This window comes from Burkholderia glumae LMG 2196 = ATCC 33617 (genome assembly GCF_000960995.1).
Classification (GTDB): domain Bacteria; phylum Pseudomonadota; class Gammaproteobacteria; order Burkholderiales; family Burkholderiaceae; genus Burkholderia; species Burkholderia glumae.
Map to the genome: position 1 here is coordinate 1243406 of NZ_CP009435.1, position 22293 is coordinate 1265698.

Annotated in this window: 22 protein-coding genes; 7 read left to right on the forward strand and 15 right to left on the reverse strand. The window is 61.6% G+C overall.

Going from position 1 to position 22293, the window contains the following annotated elements:
* The first annotated feature begins 239 nt into the window (after positions 1–239).
* The 3 genes from tnpA (KS03_RS18200) to tnpC (KS03_RS18210) all read left to right on the forward strand — a co-directional run bounded on the left by tnpA (KS03_RS18200) (position 240) and on the right by tnpC (KS03_RS18210) (position 2734).
* Positions 240–695, forward strand: a complete 456-nt coding sequence (tnpA, locus tag KS03_RS18200; RefSeq protein ID WP_012732735.1) for an IS66-like element accessory protein TnpA — start codon at positions 240–242, stop codon at positions 693–695.
* Positions 695–1048, forward strand: coding sequence for an IS66 family insertion sequence element accessory protein TnpB (gene tnpB / locus KS03_RS18205; RefSeq protein ID WP_012732734.1), 354 nt, complete (start codon positions 695–697; stop codon positions 1046–1048). The genes tnpA (KS03_RS18200) and tnpB (KS03_RS18205) overlap by 1 nt, the downstream gene beginning before the upstream one ends.
* Before the next feature lie 99 nt (positions 1049–1147).
* Complete coding sequence (gene tnpC, locus KS03_RS18210) at positions 1148–2734, forward strand: IS66 family transposase (RefSeq protein WP_012732733.1); 1587 nt, start codon at positions 1148–1150, stop codon at positions 2732–2734.
* A gap of 53 nt (positions 2735–2787) precedes the next feature.
* Here tnpC (KS03_RS18210) and istB read toward each other — a convergent pair whose 3' ends face one another.
* The 5 genes from istB to KS03_RS18230 form a co-directional block, all read right to left on the reverse strand.
* Positions 2788–3576 carry an IS21-like element helper ATPase IstB gene (gene istB, locus KS03_RS18215; protein WP_017432983.1) on the reverse strand — a complete coding sequence of 263 codons (789 nt, stop codon included), beginning with the start codon at positions 3574–3576 and terminating at the stop codon, positions 2788–2790.
* Entirely contained in the window at positions 3569–5047 is a 1479-nt protein-coding gene (gene istA / locus KS03_RS18220) for an IS21 family transposase (protein WP_390886183.1), read from the reverse strand. The genes istB and istA overlap by 8 nt, the downstream gene beginning before the upstream one ends.
* 118 nt (positions 5048–5165) lie before the next feature.
* Positions 5166–5330, reverse strand: a complete 165-nt coding sequence (locus KS03_RS32070; protein ID WP_017432985.1) for a hypothetical protein — start codon at positions 5328–5330, stop codon at positions 5166–5168.
* A 391-nt stretch (positions 5331–5721) separates the two neighbouring features.
* On the reverse strand, positions 5722–6408 hold the full coding sequence (locus KS03_RS18225; protein WP_017432986.1) for a hypothetical protein: 687 nt from the start codon (positions 6406–6408) through the stop codon (positions 5722–5724).
* Between the two features lie 129 nt (positions 6409–6537).
* Positions 6538–6825 (reverse strand): CopG family ribbon-helix-helix protein, encoded by a 288-nt coding sequence (locus tag KS03_RS18230; RefSeq protein WP_017432987.1) that lies wholly within the window; start codon positions 6823–6825, stop codon positions 6538–6540.
* A gap of 190 nt (positions 6826–7015) precedes the next feature.
* Here KS03_RS18230 and KS03_RS18235 point away from each other — a divergent pair, with 190 nt between their 5' ends.
* Entirely contained in the window at positions 7016–7471 is a 456-nt protein-coding gene (locus KS03_RS18235) for a hypothetical protein (RefSeq protein WP_045678873.1), read from the forward strand.
* A 104-nt stretch (positions 7472–7575) separates the two neighbouring features.
* Here the strand turns inward: KS03_RS18235 and KS03_RS30180 are convergent, their stop codons facing one another.
* From KS03_RS30180 to KS03_RS18270, 10 genes are all read right to left on the reverse strand, one after another.
* Complete coding sequence (locus KS03_RS30180; protein WP_080942762.1) at positions 7576–9015, reverse strand: TniQ family protein; 1440 nt, start codon at positions 9013–9015, stop codon at positions 7576–7578.
* A complete protein-coding gene (locus KS03_RS28990) occupies positions 9005–9781 on the reverse strand; it encodes a TniB family NTP-binding protein (protein WP_052690860.1) in 777 nt (258 codons plus the stop codon). Before KS03_RS28990 ends, KS03_RS30180 begins: the two co-directional genes overlap by 11 nt.
* A 53-nt stretch (positions 9782–9834) precedes the next feature.
* Positions 9835–11391: an IS66 family transposase gene (gene tnpC, locus KS03_RS18245; RefSeq protein ID WP_012732752.1), complete on the reverse strand. Its 1557-nt coding sequence runs from the start codon at positions 11389–11391 to the stop codon at positions 9835–9837.
* Between the two features lie 31 nt (positions 11392–11422).
* Positions 11423–11773, reverse strand: a complete 351-nt coding sequence (gene tnpB / locus KS03_RS18250) for an IS66 family insertion sequence element accessory protein TnpB (protein ID WP_012732753.1) — start codon at positions 11771–11773, stop codon at positions 11423–11425.
* A complete protein-coding gene (tnpA, locus tag KS03_RS18255) occupies positions 11749–12225 on the reverse strand; it encodes an IS66-like element accessory protein TnpA (protein WP_012734051.1) in 477 nt (158 codons plus the stop codon). The genes tnpB (KS03_RS18250) and tnpA (KS03_RS18255) overlap by 25 nt, the downstream gene beginning before the upstream one ends.
* Positions 12226–12272: 47 nt before the next feature.
* Entirely contained in the window at positions 12273–12662 is a 390-nt protein-coding gene (locus KS03_RS31525) for a TniB family NTP-binding protein (RefSeq protein ID WP_127913975.1), read from the reverse strand.
* Positions 12662–15334 carry a DDE-type integrase/transposase/recombinase gene (locus KS03_RS30185; protein ID WP_127913974.1) on the reverse strand — a complete coding sequence of 891 codons (2673 nt, stop codon included), beginning with the start codon at positions 15332–15334 and terminating at the stop codon, positions 12662–12664. Before KS03_RS30185 ends, KS03_RS31525 begins: the two co-directional genes overlap by 1 nt.
* An 883-nt stretch (positions 15335–16217) precedes the next feature.
* A complete protein-coding gene (locus KS03_RS33210; protein WP_080942764.1) occupies positions 16218–16505 on the reverse strand; it encodes an MbcA/ParS/Xre antitoxin family protein in 288 nt (95 codons plus the stop codon).
* 616 nt (positions 16506–17121) lie between these two features.
* Positions 17122–18210 (reverse strand): diguanylate cyclase domain-containing protein, encoded by a 1089-nt coding sequence (locus KS03_RS18265; protein WP_012734318.1) that lies wholly within the window; start codon positions 18208–18210, stop codon positions 17122–17124.
* Positions 18211–18774: 564 nt separating this feature from the next.
* Positions 18775–19188: a hypothetical protein gene (locus KS03_RS18270; RefSeq protein WP_012734319.1), complete on the reverse strand. Its 414-nt coding sequence runs from the start codon at positions 19186–19188 to the stop codon at positions 18775–18777.
* A 444-nt stretch (positions 19189–19632) separates the two neighbouring features.
* Here KS03_RS18270 and KS03_RS18275 point away from each other — a divergent pair, with 444 nt between their 5' ends.
* From KS03_RS18275 to KS03_RS18285, 3 genes are all read left to right on the forward strand, one after another.
* Complete coding sequence (locus KS03_RS18275; RefSeq protein ID WP_012734320.1) at positions 19633–21036, forward strand: L-lactate MFS transporter; 1404 nt, start codon at positions 19633–19635, stop codon at positions 21034–21036.
* A 10-nt stretch (positions 21037–21046) separates the two neighbouring features.
* Positions 21047–21190, forward strand: a complete 144-nt coding sequence (locus KS03_RS18280) for an MFS transporter small subunit (protein WP_012734321.1) — start codon at positions 21047–21049, stop codon at positions 21188–21190.
* 172 nt (positions 21191–21362) lie between these two features.
* Positions 21363–22232, forward strand: coding sequence for an NAD(P)-dependent oxidoreductase (locus tag KS03_RS18285; RefSeq protein ID WP_012734322.1), 870 nt, complete (start codon positions 21363–21365; stop codon positions 22230–22232).
* The last annotated feature ends 61 nt before the right edge of the window (positions 22233–22293 follow it).

Sequence of the window (22293 nt, forward strand, 5' to 3'; positions counted from 1 at the left end):
AGTGTGAAGGGGCCGCCGAGGGTGTCTAACTTGATGGCGACCTGACAGTGCAGCGTCTAGGTGTTGATTTTCACCGAATCTTGACCCACCGTTTTCATCTGAATCTGACCCACCCCGAGACAGCGTAGTACATCTATTCCGGTGTGGATAACTCGTAAGCGCGAATTTAAGCGCACCTAGAATTCCCGGATGAATGCGCGCAGGCTTGCGTCCGCAACCACAACTTGCGGACGCAACCTATGACAGAGAACGAAGTTGATTTCTTTCCGCTGCGGGTGACGGGCGTGACCGCCACCGGCAAGCGACGCTTTGATCCAGAGGGTAAGCGCAAGCTGATCGAGGCCTGTATGCAGCCAGGTGCGTCGATTGCCGGACTTGCGCTGAAGGCCGGCGTCAACGCGAACCAACTGCATAAATGGATTCACTTGCGCGAGCGTACGAGCGGGACTGCGCTGACGACAACTCGTAAGCCGGCGCCATCGGCATTCGTACCGGTCGTGACCGTCAACGACGTGATGTCCGTGGCGCAGCGCGCACCCGCGCCTGAATCGCCGAAGAAGAACCACTCGATAAGCTCCGCCGTGCAGGCTCGACTTTCGGCGCAGTTGCCCAATGGCGTGACGCTGCGACTCGAATGCGCAGCGCACGATGCCGCCCTCGTGCGAGCGATGATCGAAGCATTGGGAGTGCGCTAATGTTTCGGCTCGACGCCGAATTGCGGGTCTACTTGCACCGCGATGCGATTGATTTCCGAGCCGGCATCAACAGCCTCGTGATGCTGGTCGAGCAGTCGTTACAGCTCGATCCGTTCGCGCGAGCGATATTCGCGTTCCGCAATCGCAAGCGCAATCGGGTCAAGCTGCTGCTGTATGAGCGCACCGGCTTCTGGCTCATGTTAAAGCGTCTTGAAGCGGACCACTTCGTCTGGCCCCACCGAGAGCAAGCGGTGATCGAGTTGACGACCGAGCAGCTTCACTGGCTGCTCGACGGCATCGATATCGACGCCATGCAGCGACACCCGGCGCGCCGGTATCGTCATGCGAGTTGAAGGCGGCGCCAACTGATGTTGTCGGTAAACAACGCGCGCGACGGTTGTTGCCCATTTCCGTAAACCCACTGGGCGCGCCGCTCCGGTATGGTGAGCGGCATGGACGAACATGACTTCTCGCAATTGCCGTCGGCCGCTCAGGCCTATATCCGAGAACTGGAGGCGCGCAACCGACAACTAGGCGAACGCATCGCCCAGTTGGAGGAGCAGTTCCGCTTGGCGCAGAGCAAACGCTTCGCACCGAGCAGCGAGAAGCTGAAGGACCGCGTATTCGACGAGGCCGAGCAGATGGCTGCGGCAGCGCCATCGGAGGACCCCGACGACGACGCGTTCGCGTTGCCGGACACAGGGCTGCCCGCACCCGATGAGCCAGAGCGGGGCAAGCGAGGCCGCAAACCGTTGCCGGCCGAGCTGCCGCGCCAGCGCATTGAATACGATCTACCCGACGATGAGAAGGTCTGCCCCTGCTGCCGCAGCGCGATGCATCGCATGGGCGAAGAAGTCAGCGAGCAACTGCACTTCGAAGTGAAAGCCTCTGTGCTGCAGCACGTTCGCTTCAAGTACGCATGTCGCCACTGCGAGCGCAATGCCGAGAGCACGCCGATCGTGACCGCCCCGATGCCGGCGCAGCCGCTGCCGGGCAGCAATGCGAGCGCAGCGCTCATCGCCACCGTGACGGCGGGCAAATATGTCGATGGCACGCCGCTATACCGCATGGAGGATGCGCTCTCGCGCGCGAACATCGCGGTGGGCCGCGGCACGCTGGCCAACTGGATCATCCGGCCCGCTCAACTGCACTACAGCCGACTGTACGAGGCCTTGCGCCAAACGCTGCTATCGCAACAGTTGATTCACGGCGACGAGACGACGGTGCAGGTTCTCAAAGAACCGGGCAAGACCGCGCAAAGCACCTCGTATATGTGGGTCTATCGCAGTGCCGAGCAATGCGAGCAGCCGGTGGTGCTGTTCGACTACCAGCCAGGGCGCGGCCAAGAGTATCCGCAAGCGTTCCTGGCCGGATACACGGGCATGCTGATGAGTGACGGCTACGCTGCGTGGCGCACGCTCGACGCAGCGACGCACTTGGGCTGCCTTGCCCACGCCCGTAGGGCGTTCGTCGATGCGCTCAAAGGTCAGAAGAAGCCCGGTGGGCGTGCGGCACAGGCTCTTGAGTACTTCAAGGCGTTGTATCAGGTCGAGACGCTCGCCAAGGGCGGTCTGCCCGAAGGAGAAACCCGCGACGATTACACGTACCGATTACGCCAGGAACATAGCGTGCCGTTGCTCACTGCATTCAAGACCTGGCTGGACGAGCAGGCGCCACACGTGTTGCCCGAAAGTCTGCTGGGCAAGGCGATCAGCTATACGCGCAATCAATGGGAGTATCTGAGCCGCTACGTCATCGACGGCCGCGCCCCAATCGACAATAACGTTATCGAACGCGACATCAGGCCCTTCTGCACAGGCCGCAAATCTTGGCTGTTCAGCGACACGGTCGCTGGCGCGAAGGCGAGCGCAATGGTCTACAGTCTCATGCTCACGTGCCGCGCATGCAACGTCGAGCCGTATGCCTACCTGCTTCATGTGCTCACCGAACTGCCTCAGCGAGCCCCGGATGCCGACATCACGGACTTGCTGCCGTTCAACTTCGCGAAACGGCAAACGGCTACACCGCCGCCGCCTTGATCGATCGAGCGCATAGCTTCGGCCCGACCGTCAACGTGTGGCGAATTGAGCGCTTACGATAACTCCTCACTGCCTGCTGCTTTTGCTGCTCTCTTTCTGGTTGTCTTCGCCTTGGCAGAACTGGACTTGAAGCGCCAGGATTCATTGCCCGTTTCGACGATGTGGCAGTGATGGGTGACGCGGTCCAGCAGCGCCGTCGTCATCTTTGCGTCCCCGAACACGGTCGCCCACTCGCCGAAGCTGAGGTTGGTGGTGATCACGACACTCGTGTGTTCATACAGCTTCGAGAGCAAGTGGAACAGCAATGCGCCACCGGTCTGGCTGAACGGCAGGTAGCCCAGTTCGTCGAGGATTACCAGGTCGACGTACATCAGCTTATGGGCGATCTGGCCTTGTTTGCCGATGGACTTCTCCTGCTCCAGTGCGTTGGTCAGCTCGACGGTCGAGAAGTAGCGCACGCGCTTGCCGTGGCGCTGCACGGCCTCAATTCCGATCGCTGAGGCGAGGTGCGTTTTGCCGGTGCCGGGGCCACCGATGAACACGACGTTGTGTGCGCTTGCGAGGAACGACAGGTCACTGAGTTCTCGAACCAGCGCTTCGTCGACGTGTGCCTGCGCGAAGTCGAAGCCCTTCAGGTCGCGGTGAGCCGGGAAGCGAGCGGCGGTCATCTGATAGGCGATCGAGCGCACCTGTCGCTCCGCCGTCTCAGCCATCAGCAGTTGCTTCATGAAGCGCTCCGGGTCGAACTCCGTGTGACGCGACTGCGCCAGCAGCTCTGGCCAGGTGCTCGCCATGCCATGCAGTTTGAGCCCCTTGAGTTGGGCGGCGATGTCGTTAGACATGACGGTCCTCCGGTGGGTTGGCGCGCAGGGTTTCGTAGCGGCTCACGTCGGCAGCCGGCTCTTCGGTAAGCTGGAGTTTCGTCGTCGCGAGGTTGGTACTCGTGGTGGGCGCCTTCAACCGGCTCAGCACGTTCAGAACGTGCTCCCCACTGGGGCGTCCCGAGTCCAGCGCTGCCTGCACAGCAAGCAGCACGGCATCGAGTCCGTGTTCGCGCACCGCGGCGAGCACCTGCGTCATGATGCGATCGCCTCCCGGGTGCTTCAGTAGGTGTCGCTGCAACTGCTGCAGCGGCTGTGGCATCGTGACGAACGGAGCACCATTGCGCAACGCGCCGGGTTTGCGCTCGACCAGCGTGATGTAATGGCGCCAGTCGTAGAAGGTCATGTGCCGCTCGAAGCTGCGTTCGTGGCGTGCGATCTCCTGGGCGTCGGCGACGACGCTGAGATATGCCGGATAGCAGCGCACGCTCACCAGCTGGTTCGTATACTCGGTGGGCACGCTGTAGCGGTTGCGCTGGAAGTGGATGAGGCTGGTCGACGACACCCGCAGGGTCTGCTCGACATAGCCGTCGAACGGGCGTGGATTGGGCATCAGCCTGGTGCGTTCGTCCTGCAGCACGTCCTCGACCGTCAGCTCGGGCCACTGCGGGTGCCGCATCTGCCAGGCCTGACGACACTGGCCCGCGACCCATTCGTTCAGAATCTCCAGCGTTTCCCAGCGTCGTAGCGCAGCCTCGTGCCAGATCTGGCGGCGCCGGTCCTGCACGTTCTTCTCAACGATGCCCTTCTCCCAGCCGGCGGCACGGTTGCAGAATTCCGGCTCGAACAGGTAATGGCCGCACATTGCCTCGAAGCGGGCGTTGACCGCGCGCTCCTTGCCTCGGCCGACCTTGTCCACGGCGGTCTTCATGTTGTCGTAGATGCCGCGGCGCGGCACGCCGCCGAACGCGGCGAATGCGCGGGCGTGTGCATCGAACAGCATCTCGTGACTCTGGGTCGGATAGGCGACCAGCCAGAACGCCCGGCTGGCATTGAGCTTGACGTGGGCGACCTCCAGGCGTCGCCGCAACCCGCCGATGAAGGCGTATTCGCAGCTCCAGTCAAACTGGAATGCTTCGCCGGGTTCGAAGGCCAGCGGTACATAGGCCTTCCTGCGCGGGGCTTCAGCCTGCTCCTCGTGCCAGCGTCTCACGAAGGCGCTGACGCGGCCGTAGCTGCCGGCGTAGCCCTCGCCGCGGATGGCCTCGAACATGAACCGGGCCGTGCGCCGGTCACGCTTCGGGCGATGACTGTCTGCCCGCAGCCAGCCCGTCAGTTGCGCGGCCCACTCGTCGACGACGCTCGGGCTGACGCGCTTCGGGTACTTCGGCTCAACGGCATCCGTTTGCCGAAGCCAGCTGCGCACCGTGTTCCGGGACAGGCCCGTGCGCCTCGCAATCTCGCGCAGCGGGACCTTCTCGCGGAAATACATCCGCCTGATCTTGGCCAATATGCCCACCGTGATCACCTCTGTATCCCCTGCTCAAAGATTGAGCAGGGCATTCAATCACGTGGGTCAAAATTCGATGAAAATTACTGCCTCAGGTGGGTCAGTTCTGCGTGGACATCAACACTGCGCCGTACTTACGCGCTTTCAGCCACTTGATGTTCAAGTTCGCGATGAACAACCCGGAAGTGACTGCGGCGATCGCCGCGCTGATGGCAGCCCCTGAATCGCCCCGCACGGTGCCCCAGCCGTGCTCAAAAACGGTCACGCCGCGGTCGATCAGTGGCAGGCATCGACGCCGACAAAGACATCGACGGCGTCACGTTGTTGAGTGTCTTGCATCGAAGTTTATGCAGAGTGAACGGATTGGCCTGCAACAACGGTGGCAAGTCTCGGCATCCACGTTACGGACGGCGTCGGGATATCCCGGCCAAACCCATATCAGCGATCACCAGCCACCCACCAGGCCCGGTGACAACCCCCCCGGATCATGACTGCGACTGGGGGCGAGAATCATGCCGGGCCTGGCTGGCCATAGCCCCGATTATCGAGGCGGGAAGATAGTAACGGGGCGGTCGCAGTCACGGAGTCGATGGAGCTATAAGAAAACTAGGGAACATTATGGCGACCCTCCGGATGCGCATGAGAGATGCGCACGGTCATGGTTTCACCGCCACCATGACGAGCTGAAAAACGCACATGCCTGTGGCGAGCGCGGCCAAGCACGTCGGCACGAGGGTGTCGACCGCGCTTTTTGAATACGTAGCGGTGCTCAGCGCACAGCGCAGGACAATCCACGCCACCACCTGCCGCGGCAGTTGAAATGTGTAGGAGCACCCGTAACTGCTTTGATAGTGATTGCCGCATGCCCACTTAAGGTCCAACGCATACCGGACTCCGCCTTGCCACGGGGAAGACCCATCGCGGTCGATGCCCGTGTTGGCGATGGCCTGCGTGAGAGGGCCTCGGTCTGCAAAGCGGGCTAGCTGCGCCTCGGCAAGATCGTCAAAATCGATGAGGTAGCGCGGCGTCTGGCTGTGAACAAGATAGCGTTCCACCGTGCGCTTCAGGTGTCGCGAGATCAACGCGTGGCGCCGGTTGTCAAACTCCTGCGCGAGCCGCGCGCGCTCGACGTCGGTCTCATCATGGAACCAGTAGCGCAGGAACACGTAGATGAGCACCGCGAAAAGGCTGAGCCAGACTTTCAGCGGCGTGACGTTGCCGACCTGGGCAAAGCCGAGCAGCGTGCCGGTGGGCTTGAACGACAGGTCAAACACGGTGATCGCGACGATCGCGGCCGAGAGCATAACGACGTTGCGGCGCAGCTTGTCGGGTAGGTCATCCATCGAGTGTTTCTTGTTTTTTTCCGGGGGGACGGGCGCCGCCGGTGTGCCGGGACGTTGCCGGGTTGTCTGCTTCGATGTAGTCGAAAATGTTTGCGCAGTCTTGTGCCTCTGGCGTCCAGAGAGGATCCATTACTTCGCCGCTTCTAGCCGGCGACGTGTTGCAGCCCGACATGCTGCGAACTCGGTGTCGACTTCGGCAGCCGGCACTAAATTGCCAATGTCGGCTGAGACTTGCGACCGCTCGACCTTGGCGCGCAGCCATGCGTCATATTCGATCGCTTCTTGTTGCTGCTTTACGTAGTCCCGCATGAAGTCGCGCAAGAGCTGCGCACCTGTTCGGTCATGAGCCTTCGCCGCAGCCGAGAACGCAGTTTTCAGGGCGTCATCGACCCGAAACGTAAAGGTGGTTTCGCTCATAACGATACCCTTGTGCGCTATATGATGAATGCATGGTAGCACCCTCGTGGGTAGAATCACGTGTCCTATTCGTACATCGCCGACGTGCCGCTCAGTGCCCCTCTCTTTTACCACGTCGGCGATATACGAGGTCAGGCGGGGGGGCGAGTATTTGACGCTCACGGGTTGCAAGAACGAAGTGTACCGATCGATGAAAAAACAGAGCTCGCTTCGCAGTGCACGCCCCGCGCGAACGAAAGCCATGTTGCTGCCGTTGTCCGCGGAGAAGGTTCGGTCGCTGTCGCTTGAGAACCACCTTGCTTTGGCGGTGGTGCGCGCGGGTCGTGGTGATCTGGATCGGCTCTGCTGTTTGCTACGGGTGGTCTATCTGGCTTTTTACATGCGCGGCGAGACTGCAAACGGCATGGACCTCGAACTATATCGGCAGGCGGAGGCCGTCTTGAACGCATGCATCGCTCGCGTTGAGCATGGCGAACCGTGCTTGTTGCTGGACCAAGAACAGACGGTGGTCGAACGGGTGCTGGTGCTGCACGATCAACAACTGGCCGCAGTGCCGAAGTTTCGTTATCTGGATGCCTGGGACCAACTGCAGCGCTTTATTGTCAGCAAGCATCGGTCACCGATCCCGACTCAGGCGAACGAGTAACGGCGTTGATCGCAGTTTATGTGACGCGCTCATCGACGCTATCGACCCAGCACGAGGACGCAGACGGTGACCTACAACGCTCTTAACCACCTCACGACGCTGCTTCAGTCTGGCGGAGGTGGATCTTCGGACCAGTGTTCGACAGAGGCGAATACCTCGTTCGGACCGCTATGCTGAATTGGTCGACTGGCAGAAAAATGATCGAACTTCACACGATTTGCCGCTTCACGTACAACTGGGTTGGCGAGCGATAAGCCCGCTTCCCGCAAGCACTTTTCGGTATGGCGTCGAGTGACATGCGCCTGTGTTGAATACAGCGTCTGTACGAGCTGCGTTGCAAGCTCTGCGTCATGCTCTTCCTTCGCCAGACGCCGAGCCTGAACCCACTGTTGGTGAAGTTTTGAGATCTGTCGACACTCGTCCTCGAACCAGTATCGAAGGTACGTATACTTGTAACCCAATTTCTCTGCGACGTCTTTCATCGGGTGCTCGGAGTACCCTTTGGCGATGATGGTTCGGAGCGCCTCAGTCAAAGCGTTGCGCTGCCTAACTGATAGATCTAAGGTGCGGCGTGTAGGTTTCCGGAATTGCCGTTGCGGAGGTGCTGCAAACGATTCGTCGAGTCCATTCCGCAGCAACGCAACGGGCGTAGTGCGTAACCCTTGTGTCATTAGAAGGAAGGCAGGCAGTGACGGTTTCACATCTCGATAACGCCATTGGCTAATGACTCTCTTTGTGAATCCGAGGGCTCTCTCGATGTTCGCGACGGTGCCGTCGAAGTGATGGTCGGCCATCTCGGCAATACGAGTCTGCAGATGTTGTGCCGTGAGCAGCTCGCTGATTTCCGGGCCTCGGAGAATCATCTCGCCGATGGCATCGATGTTGTACCGCTGCTGTGGGCTGAGACGACTGGCTTTGGCGATTCCCCGAAGCTCCTTATAGTTTGCCGCTAGCCAACTGCCGCACCGAGAACAAAAATCAACATGGGCATGGCGTGGCACAAACGGCTGTACCCGCCGGCAGGTTGGGCATTCATACTGCAGCGCCATGCTATGGACTGGGCACACCAAAATGGGGGCGGCTTGCCAGATCAACGGCAAATAGGGTTCGTGTCCCGCGTCACGCCATTCGAGGAAGCACAGTGGGCACCATCTCGGATGCGTAGACAGTAACCCCAGTGCTCGCGGGTCGAGTAGGCCGGACCACAGCATGAAGGAGCATTCGCTTAGCTGTCGCTGGCTCGTCAAGTTTTCCAGTTTTCGGGTGAGCTCCGCTGCATACTTACCCACTCCGTTCATGGTCTTCAAGTGAGACTCCGTGAAGCTTGAACTATGCTTGGTATGTCGAATCCTTGTCTCCGGAACGATCTCGCGACTCATCAGAACAAGCGGGCTTACTGTGTGGGCCAGGGCGAGGCGGATCAACACGCTATGCAATGCCTCCCGCATGATGGAATCTCTACCCAGTGGAGCGATCCGATAGAGGCGACTTCGTTCCGGCATTTGCCAATTCGATGCTTGCCAAAGGTCGTCATCAGAGGTCATTTGATTCACCTCCAATGGGATCTCGACCGGGCTTCCTTGTTCCCGGTCGGCGCTTCTTAACAAGGCGACGTGACTCCGAGGAGGTGCTCGGTTTGCGAGATGAAGTTGTGGGGATGTAATCGAAGCCAAGCTCCCGGGCAAGATCGTCTTCCTTGATGTCCTTGAGCAGAGCCTCTCCAGCCACTGCCTCCTTCAACATTGTCATCAGCTTGTAGTTAGAGAAGGCCGTTGCCTCGAGCAGCGTTCCATCGACCAGGAGATTGTGATGCAGGGCTCGCTCCAGTGCTCGCTGCAACCATGTTTTAAGGATGCCTACACATCCAACTGAGCGCATGAGAAAATAATCGGCATGATTCATCAAGCTCTGGTCCCATTCGACTGGGAGTGCGTGAAGCATCGTGTGTATGGCGTCGCGGAATGAGTTGCCGTATGAGTTGCCGCTCAGCAGATCCTCGGCCGTGTATCGCCTGAAATGAACAACATCTGAGCGCCTGAGCAGTTGTGAATCGAAGTTTTCCGGTTTGATGAGCTCATAGGTGGCGGCTAGAATCATCGGGATTTCGATGTCGTTTTTGAGAGACTTGACTAGCTGCAATTGAAGTGAGAGCTGCGACCTCGAGCGGACAATGAACAGATGGCTCGCTTCGTCGAACGCGATGATTTTGGCTCCTCGGTGGATGACGCAGCTTCTTAGGGCACGCCTCAGTTCTTCCGCAACCAGTGAAGGAAGATTGCCGATGACCTCCCCGTCGAGCTCGACCAGCATTCGTTGGATGACTTTTCGTCGAATAAGGGTACGCGGTCTTTTAACGACGCCCCTCAGCGGTTGAGGCCAGCAGACATTCTCCAAGGCATGAGATCGGCGTAGTCGTCGGCGGTTGCAGCGAGCGGCAACCTGGTGAACAGCCAGACCAGATAGCGATACGGCTCGATGCCGTTCGCCTTGCACGTCTCGACGAGGGAGTACAGGTTGGCACTGGCCTGCGCACCGGCGACCGTATCAGAGAACAGCCAGCCCTTGCGGCCGACGACGAACGGCCTTATCGCGTTCTCGCACAGGTTGTTCGAGATCGGCCAGTTGCCGTTCTCGACGTAGCGGACCAGCTTGGGCCACTGTCCGTTCATGTACTGCAATGCCTTGCCGAGCAAACTCGACGGCACGACGCCCGGCAGATGCTCGATTAGCATGCGCTCGATGATGACGAGCACGCGGGCGCTGTACCGGGCGCGCAGCCGTCGCCGACGTTCAGACTCCCACTTCGCACTGCGCGCCTCGGCCGCGAACAGCTTGCCGATCAGTGCCACGAAGCGTGTGGCCAGCAGATCCGGTGAGCGTGCCGCCTTCGGCACCGACTCCTCGGCCTTGATGAAGCCGCGGCGCACGTGTGCCCAGCATCCGAGATGCACGAGCTGGTGATCGTGGGCGATGCCGTTATAGAGCTCGTAGCCATCCGTCATCAGCGCAGTGCCGGGCTGTACACCGGCATACAGCTTCTGCGCATGTTGAGCACCGCGCCCGGGCGAGTAGGAGAACATCCGCACGGACGGCCCCGAGCCGTTGACCTGCGCCCACAGGTAACTCTTCGTCTGCGGCCTTCGTCCTGGTTCCTTCAGCACCTGGAACGTGGTTTCGTCGCCGTAGATCAAGTTCGATTCGAGCAGCGCGTCGCGCATCAGGTTGATCACCGGCTGCGTGGCCAGACCTACCCGCACCACGCTGGCGGCCAGCGTATTCGACGAGATGTCACCGCCGAAGCGACGCAGCAGTGTGGCCTGACGATACAGCGGCATGCCGTACTGATACTTGCCGGTGATGATCCACGCCAGCGCGGATTCCGTGAGCAGCCCGCGCGGAATGATGCGCGTCGGCGCCAGCGTGACCTTGATGCCGAGATCGCAGCATGGGCACGCGTACTTGACCCGCTGGTGCTGAACGACGCGCACTTGCTCGGGAATCACGTCGAGCTGTTCGCTCGTTTCCACGCCGATCTCGACGAGGGCCTGGCCGTCATGGGCGCAGAACCGTTCGGACTCGGGCAGCTCGTGCCGCACGACCTCGCGCGGCAGATTCGGATCGAGTGGTTTGCGCCCGCGCTTGCCTCGCGTGTGGGCCGCGACCGATGTACCGGGCATATCCTCGCGCGCGGGCGCGTCGGCAGTCGTCGCCAGCGCCTCGGCTTCGTTGAACAGGCCGAGCTGGTCGGCATGGCGCGCCTCGCTCGAGGCGCCGAACAGTTCGTGCTTGTAGGCCCGCAGTTTCTCTTCGGCCAGATCGCGCTGAGCCGTCACGAGCCGAAGCTCACCGCGCAGCGCATCGCGTTCGGCGAGCAGTGCCTGGTATTGCTCAACACTCGGCATGACGGGGCTGTTCGGCATGGCCAATTAGACCACGCCACCTGCGTGGTGTTCAGCTCATCCGCGCGTAATATCGCTGGGGATGCTTCTGGATCACGGCCAGGTCGATGCCGTCGAGCAGCCAGTGCAACTGCTCGGTGCTGATCGTGATCGTGTCGCCACCGTTCGGCCAGACGAAGCGGTCGGCTTCGAGTCGCTTGAGCAGTAACCAGAAACCGTTGCCGCCCCAGCCGAGGATCTTGACTCGATCACGACGGCGGTTGCCGAAGACGAACAGCGCCGAGGTCATTGAGTTCAGGCGCATCGCCTGTTCGACCAGGATCGACAGCCCGTTGATGCCCATGCGGAAGTCGACCGGATCGCGATGCAGGTAGACCTTCAGCCCTTCGTCGAACCGGAACACGGCAGCCTCCCGAGCATCTGGACGAGCATCGTCAGTTCATCGAAGTTCGCCTGGCTCAGCTCCAAGGAAACGCCGTTTGGTAAGTGCACCTTCAGCGAGGACACCGCAGCCGATTTAGCCGGAGTGGGGGCAGCCGCAGAGGTGACGACCTGCATGAAGGCTGATTCCTCAGGCACGGAAGCCGTCGACAACTCGACGCGAGCCTCTCGTGACGGCTCCGCCGCGGAGCTGGCTATCTCGCCCGCGGCTTGTTCGCGCTGATACTTGGAAATCCACGTCCGAACGAGGTTCGGATTGATGTCGTGCTCCATGGCCGTCCGCGCGATCGACACCCCTGGCTTCAGACACGCCTGTATCAACTCGCGCTTCGCATCCTCGTCGTACTTGCGCCGTCCGTCTCGCTTGCGATCGGCCACCAACCGGCTCTGCAAACCTCCGTGTTGCTCGTTCATGCACACCTGTCCACGCTCATTGAACATGGACACGTAGCCTCGGTGAATCAGCCTCGTCGTGCAATGGCGTCCTTCAAAGAGCGCTTACGAATAAGGGGCTCGTTGAATCGCTCAAGCGTTCGGACGAACGCATCTTTCCAGTTGAAATCTCCGCGGATTGGGGCTGGAAGGCGGACCAATATGGCTGGCACAAACGATGGATCCGATTCCAGCTTGGTTGCATATGACATGTTGATACGCTTGATGAACTCCTCGACCGCAACCGACTTGCCGACACCGGACGGACCCACAAGGGCCATGAACGAATCGGCGCGAGACGGGTTGCCGACATCGCCGAGTGAATCGAGTGCTTCCTTCAGCCGAAGATGCATTACACGTCTTGACTGGAATTTCAGCAAGGCGGCGTATTGTGGAGAGTCTTCTGGGAATGTAAACATCAGAATTCCTCCAGGATCTTGGGCTGGTAGGGGATGTAGTCGTCGGTGCCAAGCTCGACTACGTTGTTCGACGACGTAGATTCCAATAGGACGTCCTTCGTTACCGTAGGCGCGGAGGATTCCATTTCGAGTTGATGAAGCCGTTGAAGCGCGAGCGCTTCCTCAGCTTCTGCGGTAGTAAGGAAATCGGCCAAGCGTTGGGCATTGACGGATTCTTGGGTGCCGGCGAGACGAAATTTTTCACGTAACCGTTCGCTGGCTAGTTGGACTTCGCGCTGTGAACGTCCGCGGAACACGACGTAGTGCTCGGAGTGGCATTCGTGCCACTTGTTCTCGATGTACGCGTATGCGATTCCCATGTTGAACGGATCGAACCGTACAGGCACCCGTTCGCCGATCGTCGACAGGATTCGCAGTGCTGGCGACGAGTAGTAACAGTAGTTGACCTTGATGCCGCGGACAGTCACTTTTGCGGTGCCCTTGGCTGTCGATGGCATGGTCATCAAGATGAATGCCTCGTCGTATATAACCCGAACGTGATGCCGACGCCCCGTTAGCTCGATGCCAGCGTTGTATGCCTCGAGCGGACTACACCCGAGCACAGTGTGGTGATTTCTGTCGTATACCTTGTTAAGGTATTCCTCGAACTTTCGACTGAACGTTTCGTAGGTCCAGATGGCCAGGCGTGATGGGGATATCTCTTTGGTGACTTTTCTGTATTGGCTTTCTGCTTGCGTGTTGCCAAGCAGGTTATGAATGAACGCCTCTTGGGTTGTGCCAAATAGTGATTCGATCACCGATCCATCATGTGGACGCGCCGTTTTCCGCCGTTTTTTGTTGCACTTGAGAGCAGCGGCGAGCTGCTCGAAGTAAATCGAATCAAACTCAGGGCCTCTGTCGACGACGATGAACTGAGGAACTCTTCCTTGTCGCCGAACGCACTCTCGTATGACCATCATGCATGAGCGATAGGAAGGAGGGTCGAATGTCAGGTAGTACGCTAGTATTCGCCGTGTGAATGTGCACACCATCAGCGTCAGCCAGATTGACTTCAGAACACGGCCATTGAGTCGCGCCCGAAATCTTATTGGCAGCGGAGTATGGTCGATATGCGCAATGTGGAATGGGTGCGTCCCGTGCGGAGGTGTTGTCGGCTCAATCCACCAATATGGAACGATGGGATCCAATTCATAGGCCGCGCGGGAGCCGAGTCGCTTGACTACATCTTTGGGCGTCCTGAGTTTCCTGATTTCAGCCACGAACGTTTTGCGACTCGGCGGTCGAAATCCCTGCTGATTGCATAGGCTTATGACCAGGCCATACATTGCCGTCATTGTTTTCCGTTGCGGCTTCGTCCACTTCTCTTGATAGACGTGTTGCATGACGTCGATGACTGGCTGCGCGATTTTCCGACAGTGATTGCCTTGGCTTTGAGCGACGTTTGGAACTAGGCCAATGAACCCGTATCCGTAGTGATGTTCGGCTCGTCGATATTCGGCGAGCCAGTATTTCTGTGTGCGGAGTGTACGATGAGCCAGAGTAGTGGCGGCGTCAGGCTCGAATAGAACGCGATAACGCTCCACTGCGATTTGTAGCTTTTGAACACTGACGCGTTCGAGGATTGCTAACGCGTCTCGCCGATCGGCGACGAGTTTGACGACCGCGGGGATGATCTTTCCCTGCTGAGCAAGTTCGTCGAGGACGGCAGGGGTAAGCTCAATGAAGTGTGAGTGGGAGCCTGGCTTCTCATCGATACTGCGACATGCTATCGATGAATCACCACGGTTCAGGACTTCCCAAAGCCGTCCGTCCCACTGGAAGCGAGTACCGGGGCTGATCGAGAGCGTGATTGATTGACGGGGCGATGTAGTTTCGGATTTGGCGAATGAGCGGTATGCGACGGCTGCATATCGGTCCCGGAAAACCAACGCTTCCTGCGGATTGGTTAGGCGATCGCTGGGCAAATCGAACACAATCCGCCCAGATGAGATCTCGGAGTACAACGTGTCGGCGATATCAGGGAAGTCATTGAGTACTGAAGCGATCGTGCTCCACGGACGAGACGCGATCCGTTCGTGGAGACTTGCAATTTGCGACACGTCGTTCTGGGGCTTCCACACTTTGTAGTCGCGCAAAAACTCAAGGTTCTCGATGAGCGCCCATGCGTTTTCGCGCGATGAACGGATAACGAAGGTCGCGCCGAGTTCGGCGGCTGCCTGCTCGGCCGCAATCCGACGCCACTCGCCGGACTGATCAACCGAGTACATGTGAGGTTTTTCTCGTGCCAGCTTGACCAGATCTTCCTCGAGCTTGCATTCGACAAACTGGAAACCGGCTCGAGTGATGCGCAAAAAATCAGGGACATACTGAAAGCTGGAGCGGCGCCCGCTCGGCGCGGTTTGTACGATGGTCAGGTGGTAGGGTTGCCCATAGAACTCGATGGTTTCGTCGTCGTGATCCCATGTCGCCGCGGCAGCATATTCGGTGTGATACGCCTCGCAGTCCACCGTTGTTCCCATCTTCAAGCTGCAATATCTCACCGAATTGCTGATACTCCCGCCATCTGTCCTTCGAACTGGGGAGTTGGCGCGGATCCAGCGAATTGCTTTCTGTCCCTGAACTGGTGTACCCAGTGCGTCAAATAGCGCTTGTAGTTCGTCGTCGTTGAACACGAAAACCTCCTATGGAGAGGACGCGTTGCCCCTCCTCGCCTGCCGACATGCAAGGCGAGGGGCTCGATGAAATAAAGGGGGCGGAAACGACGAGAAAAACACTCCCAGTAGCCTTGACAGCGTGCTGTCGGCCGCTAGAATGTGCCTATCCACGTTCCATGGATGCACTGTTTTTCGAAGGGCTCAGCCGCGCCAACGGCTGGGCCCTTTGTGTTTCCGCACAAGGTCAAACGTCCATTTCGGATTTCCTCCAAATTAATAAGGGGTCCAATGGAAGTGGGTTTTGCGCAGACTATGTAGTGTTCTGCGTCGCGGCACTCATGGCACTTTTGCATGATTGCGCGAAGATGAGACGATAGCGCGCCGAACATCAGCGGTCAAATTAAGCCTTTGATTGTATTGAGTTATTTGTGCTATAGGATAATTTCGCGCGAGTTTCGAGGCGGCCGAGGAAAGAGGGCGATGGCCTTGAGCGATGACTACGACGCTTGGTATTGAGAACAAGTTGAGAAGGCGATCCGGGAGGCCGACGATCCAAATGTCAAATGGGTCCACCGCGACAAGGTGAAAGCGGACATGGCGGCGCAACGTGAAGCGTTACGGCGTCGAATCGGCGGCATCGGCAACGACGACACCCGCTACCGCACGCCGCAGGTCTACAACGCGTCAGCTCGAGCCGCGCCGTCAAATTCTCGCCAAGTCGAGGGAGAAGAAGAATCCGGCCCAGGTTGAAGAAGACCCGTCACTTGATCGGAGCCATACGCCTCGTCCATAAGTGCCAAGCTCGCGCTCTCTGGGTACAGGCGGATCATGCTGTCGCCGGCTGGAGCAACCTTGGAGTCGTGGAAGGTTTGGGGCGGTGCTGCACGGCTGTCTGAAGGGCTTACCAGTAAGCCCCGGTTTGGGCGCTCGCCAGCAGTCTCGAAATTAGATCTATGCCCTCGGGAGTGTGAAGGTAGTCCACCGGGCGTTGCCCGCCGAGAGCCGGAACTGGTGAATGAAGCCAGTCGAGGAGCCATGACTGTACGTCAAAGCCATCCGGATTCCCAGATTCGTCGACCATCCTCTGAACCTGAGCCGTAAGCATTTCTATGACGGCAGGCGGGATGCTTGGTGGATATGAACCCTGTGGTGGCGAGTTCTTGCTGCCGGCCTTTCTAATGGTGGGCATGTACACCTCGTAGTCGATTTGGCATCGGACTGCGCGGCGATTTCCGATCCAAAGTTCTACAAGGCGCAGCGCCGATCTCGTTCTAAGACTAGTTCTTCCAACGCATGCTGCGGGACCCGCGCTCACATTGACGACTCGCCTTGGGCTGAACAAAGTGCAACGAATTCGTTCGCGCTTGAACAAGGTGCAAATATATAGTTCGGCTCAAAGCGTCGAGGGCAGAATCTCGGAGAACAATTGGGGGCATCAGTGTGGAGATATGGTTCCGTCCACCGTAAAAAGATGCTCCCTGTCTCACTTCAAGGCCGGTTTTTTTATGGCTTTTCTTCTATACCCGTCCCGGTCTTTTCCGTCTTCATAAAAAGCCGGCGACAGTCCGGGCAGACGTTGCAGGGAAGCGTTTCAACCGCTTGCCGCCGATCGCGGGATGTATGCCGAACGGCGCGATCCGCCCTAGGCGTGCGACAAGATCACGGGCAAGGCGGCGTCGCCCGCGGCGAAGTTCGACCGCGAGCGGGCGCGCATCTGGCATGGTGCAGGGAGCCCGCTGCTCCTGTTCGGCTTCGGACCGCGCATGCCGCAGGCCGTGATCATCGCGCTGCGGCAGCGGCCCGGCTCAGGCCGAGATCACGGCGCGGTTGCGCCCGCCGCGCTTGGCCTCGTAGAGCGCGGCGTCGGCGGCCTCGAGCAGCGCCGTGGTCGATCCGCTCGGCGTCGCGATGGTGCAGGCGCCGCCGATGCTGACCGTGACGATGCCGTCGGCCGCGCCGCCCGAATGCGGCACCTGCATGGCGGCCACCGCGAGGCGGATCTTCTCGGCCACGAGCCGCGCGCCGCCGGCCGGCGTGCCGGGCAGCACGACACCGAACTCCTCGCCGCCGAAGCGCGCGGCGAGATCGCCGGGCCGGCTCATGCAGCGCTGCAGCGCGGCACCCACCTGGCGCAGCACGTCGTCTCCCGCCACGTGGCCGTAGGTGTCGTTGTACTGCTTGAAGCGATCGACGTCGATCATCAGCATCGACAGCTCGGCTCCCTCGCGCAGGCTCCTGCGCCACTCTCCTTCGAGATAGGCATCCAGATAGCGCCGGTTCGGCAGCGAGGTGAGGCCGTCCGACTGCGAGAGCCGCTCGAGCTCGCGATTGGCGAGCAGCAACTCTTCCTGGGATTGCCGCAGGGCGCGATACGCGGTGTTCAGCTGCAGCAGGTTCACATAGGCGCGCGAGTGATAGCGGATGCGCGCGACCAGCTCGACGCGGTCGGGCAGCTTGATCAGGTAGTCGTTGGCACCGACCTCGAAGGCGGCCTGCTTGATGCGCGGCTCCTCCTTGGTCGACAGCACGATGATCGGCACGTCGCGCAGCTCCGGCGTGCGGCGATACTGCTGCACCAGCGTGAGGCCGTCGACCTCGGGCATCACCAGATCCTGCAGGATCAGCGTCGGCCTGGTCTGGCGCGCGGTGTCGAGCGCCTGCGTCGCATCCTGGCAGTAGCGCAGCTCGATGCCGGCCTCGCCGGCCAGCGCCTGGCGGACCGCCTCGCGCACGATCGGCTGATCGTCGACGAGCAGCACCACCGCCGTGTCGGACGTCGCGGTATGGGCGGGCAACGCGCGCCGCGCCGCCTCGAGCGCGGCGTCGTCGCCCTGTGGGCCGGTGCCCGATTCCTCGGGCCGGTGGTTCGGTGCACCGGCCGGTTCCAGTTCCATGCGTGGTTTCCTTCAGAATGCGCAATGCGTTGCCGGTCCGGCGGCCGACTCGTCGAGTTCCAGGGTGGCACCGGCGCTCGGCGCGCCGGCCCGGCGCATCCACGTGCCCGGCTCCGGGCACGAAGGGCGTAGCAGGTGGACGCGGCCGGGGAGGATCGGGACGGCTGCCGGTTGCCGGTGGATCGATGCCCGATATACGCGGGCGCCGTCGTGCCGGATTCGACAGCATTGCTGCCTCGGGCCGGCGGCCGGTGCGCCGTGTGCCCGCGGCGGCGCCGGCCGGCATCGTCGCGGCCGCTGCTCGCCCGCGCCGCGACCGTCCTCGGTTGGTCCGGTCGCTCCTCGGTTGGTCCGGTCGCGATACTCGGCGAATTTCCACAGCCGTCGGGAAAGTATTGTAGGCCGCACGGCAAAAGCCCGCAGCGGTTTTGCGGCAGGCGGCCCGCGGCGTCGCCTCGCGCACGGTGCCTGTCCACAGCCGCCGGTGGACGAGTGCTGTGCGTCGCGCCCGCACGGTTCGCGGCTCGCCTCACGCCTCGCGCGGCGGCCCGCTTGGTGGCACGGTCAGACCGCGCAGCGCGCGAGATGGAAGCGCAGCGTTGCCTCGTCGGGTTCGCCGTCGCCGCTGCGTGGCGGGTAGACCGCAATCGTCGTGCCGGCTGCCGCGTTGCGCTCGAGCGTGATGCGCCAGTCGTCGGCCTCGGAGTACGGGCCGACCAGTACCGTCGCGACGGTGCCCTGCCGGGTGACGCGTGCGCGCGACAGGCGGCTGGACAGACATTGCTCGATCTGCGGCGCGCCCAGTGCCGACGACACATAGATCATCGCGCCCGGCGGCGCGCCGATCGCAGCGGCCTGTGACTGGGCGAGCGGACGCGGGCCGTCGCTGCTGCTGCCGCAGCCGGCCAGCGCGGCGGCGATGCCGGCCAGCAGCGCGCAGTCCGCGATTCGTTTCGGTACGTTCATCAATGGCTTCATTCTCGTGGTACGGGGTCCGTCAACGCATCGCTGTCTTGCGCCCCCGGGCGGGCCGGCAGCCAGCGATGTCGGGGCAGGCTAACAAGCGTGGCGGGTCGAGGATGTTAAAAATTGTGTTTGCGCGGCGTCTCGCGTAGGATGCGCCGCTTTTGTCGGGCGCGCGTAAGCGTATCGGAAGTTCGCGATCGTGGCCCGATCCGCCCCCCGAACGTGCTTTCCGCTTATCTCGCAAAACAGCGGCGTGGCTGCCGCTTGGGCATTCCCTTATGTCGGAATATCTCATATTGCGTATGCATTTCAGCATGCCTATCGTTCGAAATGGCGCGCCGGAATCGGCGTAGCGCTTTCGGGGCAACCAACTATATGAACCAATGATTCCTATGTCGAGACCATCTGGCGCGACGGCACGCGCAGGCGACAACAAGATTTGCAACGGAGACGACCATGAGTAGTGTCATCGAGCCCGCCGGCAGCGCGGGCACCCCGTCCTTCCTGTCCAAGGAGGCGACGATTGCCCGCCCGGGGTTCTCGCGATGGATGGTGCCGCCCGCGGCGCTCGCGGTCCACCTCTGCATCGGCCAGGCTTATGCGTTCTCCGTGTTCAACGGACCGCTCACGAAGGTGATCGGCATCACGTCCTCGGCCGCCGGCGACTGGACGCTCACCACGCTCGGCTGGATCTTCTCGCTCGCGATCGTGTTCCTCGGCCTGTCGGCGGCGTTCGCCGGCAAGTGGCTCGAGCGCGTCGGCCCGCGCCGCACCATGCTGACGGCGGCCTGCTGCTTCGGCGGCGGCTTCATCGTGGCGGCGATCGGCGTCTGGGTCCACCAGATCTGGCTGCTCTATCTCGGCTACGGCGTGATCGGCGGGATCGGGCTCGGGCTCGGCTACGTGTCGCCGGTCTCGACGCTGATCCGCTGGTTCCCGGACCGTCGCGGCATGGCCACCGGCATGGCGATCATGGGCTTCGGCGGCGGCGCGATGATCGCCGCGCCGCTGTCGGTGGCGCTGATGAACCACTTCAAGAGCGCGACCAGCGTGGGTGTGGCCGAAACCTTCGTGGTGCTCGGCGTGGCCTACTTCATCTCGATGACGATCGGCGCGTTCGCGATCCGCGTGCCGGCGCCGGGCTGGAAGCCGGCCGGCTGGGAGCCGCCGGCGCAGTCGACCAACAAGATGATCACCTCGCGCCACGTCCACATCGACCAGGCGCTGAAGACGCCGCAGTTCTACCTGATCTGGCTGGTGCTGTTCCTGAACGTCACGGCCGGCATCGGCATCCTCGGCCAGGCCTCGGTGATGATCCAGGAAAGCTTCAAGGACACCGTGTCGGCCGCGGCCGCAGCCGGCTTCGTCGGCCTGCTGTCGCTGTTCAACATGGGCGGGCGCTTCGTCTGGGCCTCGGCGTCGGACTGGGTGGGCCGCAAGAACACCTACTTCATCTTCTTCCTGCTCGGCGCGGTGCTCTACTACTGCGTGCCGCAGTTCGCGGCAGGCGGCCATATCGCGCTGTTCGTGCTGGCCTACGGCGTGATCCTGTCGATGTATGGCGGCGGCTTCTCGACGGTGCCCGCCTACCTCGCCGACATGTTCGGCACCGCGTTCGTGGGCGGCATCCACGGCCGCCTGCTGACGGCCTGGGCGGCGGCCGGCGTGGCCGGCCCGGTGCTGGTCAACTACATCCGCGCGTACCAGGTGGGCCACGGCGTCGCGAAGGCCGACGCCTACACGATGACGGTTCATCTGATGGCGGTGCTGCTGGTGGTGGGTTTCTTCTGCAACCTGCTGATCCGGCGCGTGGCCGATCAACACTACATGACCGACGCGCAGCTCGCGGCCGGCAAATAAGGAGACCGTGATGACCGAACTCTCGACCCGCAGCGGCGGCAGCGAGCACCCGACCAACAAGGGCCTGCTCGTGCTGTTCTGGCTCTACGTGCTGGTTCCGCTCGCATGGGGTGTGTTCAACACGCTCGCCCAGGCGCTCAAGCTGTTCCAGTAAGCGGCGCCCCGCGCCGGTCCGGCGCGGCCGGCCTCGCCCGATGAAGTCCCGCCCGCTCGCGCGGCGGGACTTTTTTCATGGCGGCGGCGAGCGTCGTTCGATTTCGCCCGAACGCGCAAACATCACGCAGCTGTGCTTTACTTGCCCGCTTGAGGAATCGAGGAGCGAACGGATGGATATCGGATTTGTCGGGCTCGGCGAAATGGGCAGCGCGATTGCCGCGAACCTGCTGAAGGCGGGCCACCGCGTGCGGGTCTGGAACCGCTCGCCGGAGAAGGCCGCGCCGCTCGTGGCGCAGGGCGCGCAGCCGGCGGCCACGATCGGGGACGCCTTCGCCGGCGACCTGGTGCTGTCGATGCTGGCCGACGACGCGGCCGTGCGCGGCGTGTTCGACGCGGGGCTGCTCGAGCAGGCGTCGCGCGGGCTGATCCACGTGAACATGGCGACCATTTCGGTCGCGCTGGCCGAAACGCTCGCGCACGCGCATGCCGAGCGCGGCCTGCACTACGTGGCGGCGCCAGTGCTCGGACGCCCGAACGTGGCCGCGCTGGGGCAGCTGACGATCATCGCGGCCGGCCCGGCCGAGGCGATCGACCGCGTGCAGCCGGCCTTCGACGTGATCGGCAAGAAGACCTGGCGGCTCGGCTCGCTGCCGCAGCACGCGAACGCGGTGAAGCTCGCGGCGAATTTCTCGATCGCCTCGGCGATCGAGACGATGGGCGAGGCTGCCGCGATGCTGGCCGGGCACGGCGTGGCCGTCAGCGACTACATCGACGTGATCACCAACAGCATCCTGCCGGGGCCGGTCTACCAGGGCTACGGCACGATGATCGCCGAGCGCCGCTACGAGCCGGCCATGTTCAAGGCGCGGCTCGGGCTCAAGGACGTGCGGCTCGCGCTCGAGGCGGCCGACGCGGTGTCGGTGCCGATGCCGGTCGGCAGCGTGCTGCGCGACAACCTGATCGACGCGATCGCGCACGGCGACGGCGAGCGTGATTTCGCGGTGCTGGGCGAGGTGGCCGCGCGCCGCGCGGGACGCTGAAGCGCGGCTTTCGGGCCGTGCCGCGCCGGCGGCCGCGGCTTTTCTTTCATGACGAGGTAGC